4 protein-coding genes are annotated in these 4,498 nt (G+C 67.8%); 2 read left to right on the forward strand and 2 right to left on the reverse strand.

All coding sequences use genetic code 11. The annotated features are described in order from the left end of the window. Together JYJ84_RS29255 and JYJ84_RS29260 are read left to right on the forward strand one after the other, a co-directional pair. Nucleotides 1-1,200: sensor histidine kinase (locus JYJ84_RS29255; protein ID WP_205189809.1), on the forward strand; the 1,200-nt coding region annotated here is incomplete at its 5' end. 205 nt (nt 1,201-1,405) lie between these two features. Further along, nucleotides 1,406-2,080, forward strand: coding sequence for a hypothetical protein (locus JYJ84_RS29260; RefSeq protein ID WP_122948941.1), 675 nt, complete (start codon nt 1,406-1,408; stop codon nt 2,078-2,080). A 12-nt stretch (nt 2,081-2,092) separates the two neighbouring features. Here JYJ84_RS29260 and JYJ84_RS29265 read toward each other — a convergent pair whose 3' ends face one another. After that, on the reverse strand, nt 2,093-3,403 hold the full coding sequence (locus tag JYJ84_RS29265) for an MFS transporter (RefSeq protein ID WP_122949713.1): 1,311 nt from the start codon (nt 3,401-3,403) through the stop codon (nt 2,093-2,095). A gap of 122 nt (nt 3,404-3,525) precedes the next feature. Further along, the coding region (locus JYJ84_RS29270) for an ABC transporter substrate-binding protein (RefSeq protein WP_240201916.1) at nt 3,526-4,498 on the reverse strand (973 nt) is incomplete at its 5' end.

A 4,498-nucleotide genomic window follows, 5' to 3' on the forward strand; every position in this document is an offset into this window, starting at 1 on the left:
CACGACCTGCTGCCGCGCATCATGAACGGCAACCGGATGGCCGCGACGATGACGAACGCGATCACGATCGTCTGGGGGCTGAACCTGGTGGCGCTGATGCTGATGTGGCAGCGGCGGCGACGCCATTCCGTGCTCGACCTGTGGGTGATGACGGTGCTGGTCGCGTGGCTGTTCGACATCGCGCTGTCGTCGATGCTGAATCACGGGCGCTACGACCTCGGCTTCTACGCAGGGCGCGCGTACGGCCTCGTCGCGTCCGCCGTCGTGCTGTTCGCGATGCTGTTCGAGAACGGCCGGCTGCATGCGCAGACGGTGCGGGCGCTGGCCGGCGCGCGCTACCAGCACCTGCTCGTCGTGCAGAAGAGCGCGCAGCTGAACGACGCGAACGAACGGCTCGAACAGCGCGTCGCCGCGCGCACCGCGCAACTGAGTGCGTCGAACCGCGACCTGCGGCGCGAAGTCGAAGATCGCGTGCGTGCCGAGCGGGCGCTACAGGCGTCGCGCGAGGAGCTGCGCGAGATCGCCGCGATCAGCGCGAGCGCACGCGAAGCCGAGCAGCGCCGCATCGCGCGCGAGCTGCACGACGAACTCGCGCAGACGCTCGCGACGCTGAAGAACGACCTCGAATGGCTGATCGACCGCGTGCCGCAGGACGATGCGCTGCTGGCGCGCAAGATCGCGGCGATGCACGCGCTGGCGCGCGGCGCGGTGGCCGCGACGCGCCGCATCGCGTCGGACCTGCGCCCGCTGATGCTCGACGATCTCGGCTTCGCCGCGGCCATGCAATGGCTCGTGGAGGATTTCCGGCACCGTCACGGCATCGAATGCACGCTGCATGTCGCCCCGCCCGAACTGCAGCTCGACGAGCCTTACGCGACCGCGGTATTCCGCATCGCGCAGGAAGCGCTCGCGAACGTCGCGCGGCACGCGGCCGCGTCGCGCGCGAACGTCGAGCTCATGCATGCGAACGATGCGATCGCGCTGACGATTCGCGACGACGGCGCGGGATTCGATCCCGGCGTGCCGCGCAAGTCGGGATCGTTCGGGCTGGTCGGGTTACGCGAGCGCGCGTATCTCGTCGGCGGCACGCTGCGGATCGCAACGACGCTTGGCGAAGGGACGACGGTCGAGGTGGAGATTCCGCTGTCGCATGCGCAGGTGACGGTCGCGCATGGTGGGGATGGGGGCGCGCGCGGGTAGGCACGCAGCGCATGGTAACGCCTCGACAGGATGCGCAAAGTGTCATCCTGCCAACCGCAACGCATGCGCTGCATGCGTCCTGCTCGGAAGCCAGCCCCCAATCGCGACATGGCCCGCATGCCCCGTTTCGGGACAACGTTACAATTTGTCGCCATCTCGCATCCCGCTCACGCGCCAGCCGTCCGGACCTCGCGCTTCCATCACGATGAAATCCATCCTGACCTATGCACTCATCCTTCTAGCGGTCCTGGCCGGCTGGCTTGCCGTATCGCTGCTGTGCTGGCCCATCCTGCTCGCGCTGCAAGCGCTGACGACGGCCGTGTTCATCCCGCATCCGGTCGGCAGCTACATGGGGCTCGGGTTCGTGTCGACGGCACGGCTCCTGGACTTTCCGACGACCTTCGTCGCCGCCTTTTCAGTGCCGTTCATGAACGTGCCGCTCGGGTTCATCGCGATCGCGTGGTGGTTCGCCGCGTGGCTGATCGTACCGTCCGCCTACCGGCACTACCGCACCAAGCCGCGCGGTCGCGCATCGCGGGCCGTCGTGTGGCGCGCGGCCCGCCAGGGGCTGGTCACGACCGCCGTGCTCCTCCTCATCGCGATACCGTTCCTGCGGCGCTACGAGATCGTCTCGCCGGATCACCTCTACGTCCGGCACCTGTTCGACTGGCACGAGCGCGCGTATCCGCTCGCGTCGCTGAAGGAGATCCACGTGGCCGATCCCGACACCAACCGCATCATCACGTGGGACTTCATCTTCGACGGCGACGAACAATTCACGACGACCGCGCCGGACATCGACGCGCTCAAGTACCTGATGTCGAACACGCACGCCTCGGCCAACTTCTCGATCGTCGGGGACCAGTTGACGATGCGATGAGGCCGCGCGCCGTCATGCCCGCGCCGCCACCATCCCCCGCTCCGACCGCGTCCACGCGACCAGCGCGCCGATCCCGAGCAGCGCGAGACACACGATCGGCACGATCATCGGCCCGAACGCGGTGCCCGTCGCCTTGCCGGCAAACGGCATCAGGTTCTGGCTGAAGAAGCCGCCGAGGTTGCCGATCGAGTTGATCGCCGCGACGCTCGCCGCCGCCCGCGCACCGGTGAAGTAGCGCGGCGGCATCGACCAGAAGCACGGATACAGCAGCGGGATGCATGCGCCACCGAGCACCAGTGCGACGAAGCGCAGCGGCGTCGACGGCAGCACGAGGCTCAGCAGGAAGCCGAGCGCGCCGAGCGCCGCGACGATCGCGATCGTGCGCAGGATGCTCTTTGCGCGGCGCAGTTTCGCCGGCAGCCACAGCAGCAGCAGCACCGCGAGTGCCCACGGCAGCATGCTCAGGAAACCGTTCGTGGTGCTCGACACGCCGAACGACTTCACGAGCGTCGGCAGCCAGTACGTCACGCCGTACAACGACGTCGACATCAGCATGTAGGTCGCCGCGAACAGCATCACGCGCGGATCGAGCAGCGCCTTCCACGGCTGCCCATGCTCGGCCTGAGCGGGCTTCTCGCGTTCGAGCGCGGTCTCGACGATCTGCTTCTCGCGGTCGTCGAGGAAACGTGCGTCGCGCACCGAGGCGGGCAGCACGCGGAACACGACGACCGCGACGATCACCGCCGGGATACCCGTCGCCACGAACACCCACTGCCAGCCCGCGAGCCCCCACACGCCATTCAGGCTCAGCAGCACGCCGCCGACCAGCGAGCCGAGCATGTTCGCGAGCGCGCTGCCGAGCGTGAAGATGCCGAGCACCTTCGCGCGATAGCTCTGCGGAAACCACAGCGTCAGGTAGTAGATCACGCCCGGATAGAAGCCGGCCTCGGCGATGCCGAGCACGAAGCGCAGCGCGCAGAACGCGGGCATCGACGTCGTGAATCCCATCAGCACCGTGATGAGCCCCCACGTCAGCATGATCCGCGCGAGCCACACGCGCGCGCCGTAGCGATGCAGCGCGAGCGTGCTCGGCACCTCGAACAGCAGGTAGCCGATGAAGAACAGCGACGACGCGAGCCCGAACGCGGCTTCCGTCATCCCGAGGCTGTGCACCATCTGCAGCTTCGCGAAGCCGACGTTCTGCCGGTCGATGAACGCGATCAGGAACATCACGACGAGGATGGGCAGCAGGCGCCGCGCCATCTTCGACATGATGCGCTGTTCTTCGGCGGACGCGGGGTCCAGGGTATCAGTGGCGTTCACTTCGGGCTCCTTGCGTGAATCGGTTGCATAGCGATTGCGTATGGGTTGCATATCGGTTGAAGCGGCGCCGTGCGCGACGAACGCACGGGCGCAGGATATTTCGATGAAAGTGAGCGGCGATATCAGCCCGACCGGTACGCGTCGAGCATCGGCGCGAACATCTCGTGCCACGCACGCGGCTTCGCCTTGATCGTGCCGGCCAGGTACAGGAATTCGACGTAGTCCATCAGCTGGTTCGGCAGCACCGAGAAGCGCGTGTCGGGTGCGGCGAGCATCTGCATCACGTCGTCGTGCGACAGGCCGACGCCCGACGACGCCGCAAAGAGCGCCGCCGCCGCGCGCGGGTCCTGCGCGATCAGGCGGTTCGCTTCGTCGAGTGCGCCGAGAAACGCGACGGCCAGCGCGGGCTCCGTATCGACGAGTCGCTTCGGCGCGAATACGACGTCGTGCGTCATCGGGCCGAGCACGTCGACCGAATTCACGACGCGGTGGATGCCCGGCTGCCGCAGCTCGAGCGTCGAGAACGGCGGCGACGTGAAATGCGCGGTGACGCCGTTCTCGCGGCGGATCAGCGCCTGCATCGCCTGCGGATGCGGCAGGCTCACGGTGATCGAATCGAGCTGCGCGAAATGCTTCGGGCCGAGCTGCTTGCTCGCGACCATCTGCAGCACCACCGCCGACAGCGACGTGCGGATGCCCGGCACCGCGATCCGGTCGGACGGCGTGAAGTCGCGCAGCGACACGAGGCCCGGCCGGTTCGTGTTCAACGACAGCGACGTGGTCGACAGCCCGCTGATGCCGATCACCTCGACGTTCGGAATGCCGCGCGCCCGCGCCCACAGCTCGATGAAACCCGGCGCGCCGGCGCCCGCGAAGTCGAGCGTGCCGGCCATCATCGCGTCGTTGACGGAATTGCCGCCGTCGAGCAGCACCCAGTCGACCGCGACGTCACGCACGCCGTGGCGCGCCGCGTGCCGCTCGAACAGCCGCTGCTTCTCCATCACGAGCAGCGGCAGGTACAGCACGCCATAGCCTTTGGAAATCCGCACCGTGCGCGGCTTTGCGCGCACGAGCGACGGCGCGGCCAGCACGCCG

Origin of the sequence: Burkholderia sp. LMG 13014 (assembly GCF_905232215.1) — a bacterium.
Classification (GTDB): domain Bacteria; phylum Pseudomonadota; class Gammaproteobacteria; order Burkholderiales; family Burkholderiaceae; genus Burkholderia.

Coding starts and splice junctions, on each gene's coding strand:
- JYJ84_RS29260 (WP_122948941.1), top strand. CDS start 1,406: ATGAAATCCATCCTGACCTATGCACTCATCCTTCTAGCGGTCCTGGCC.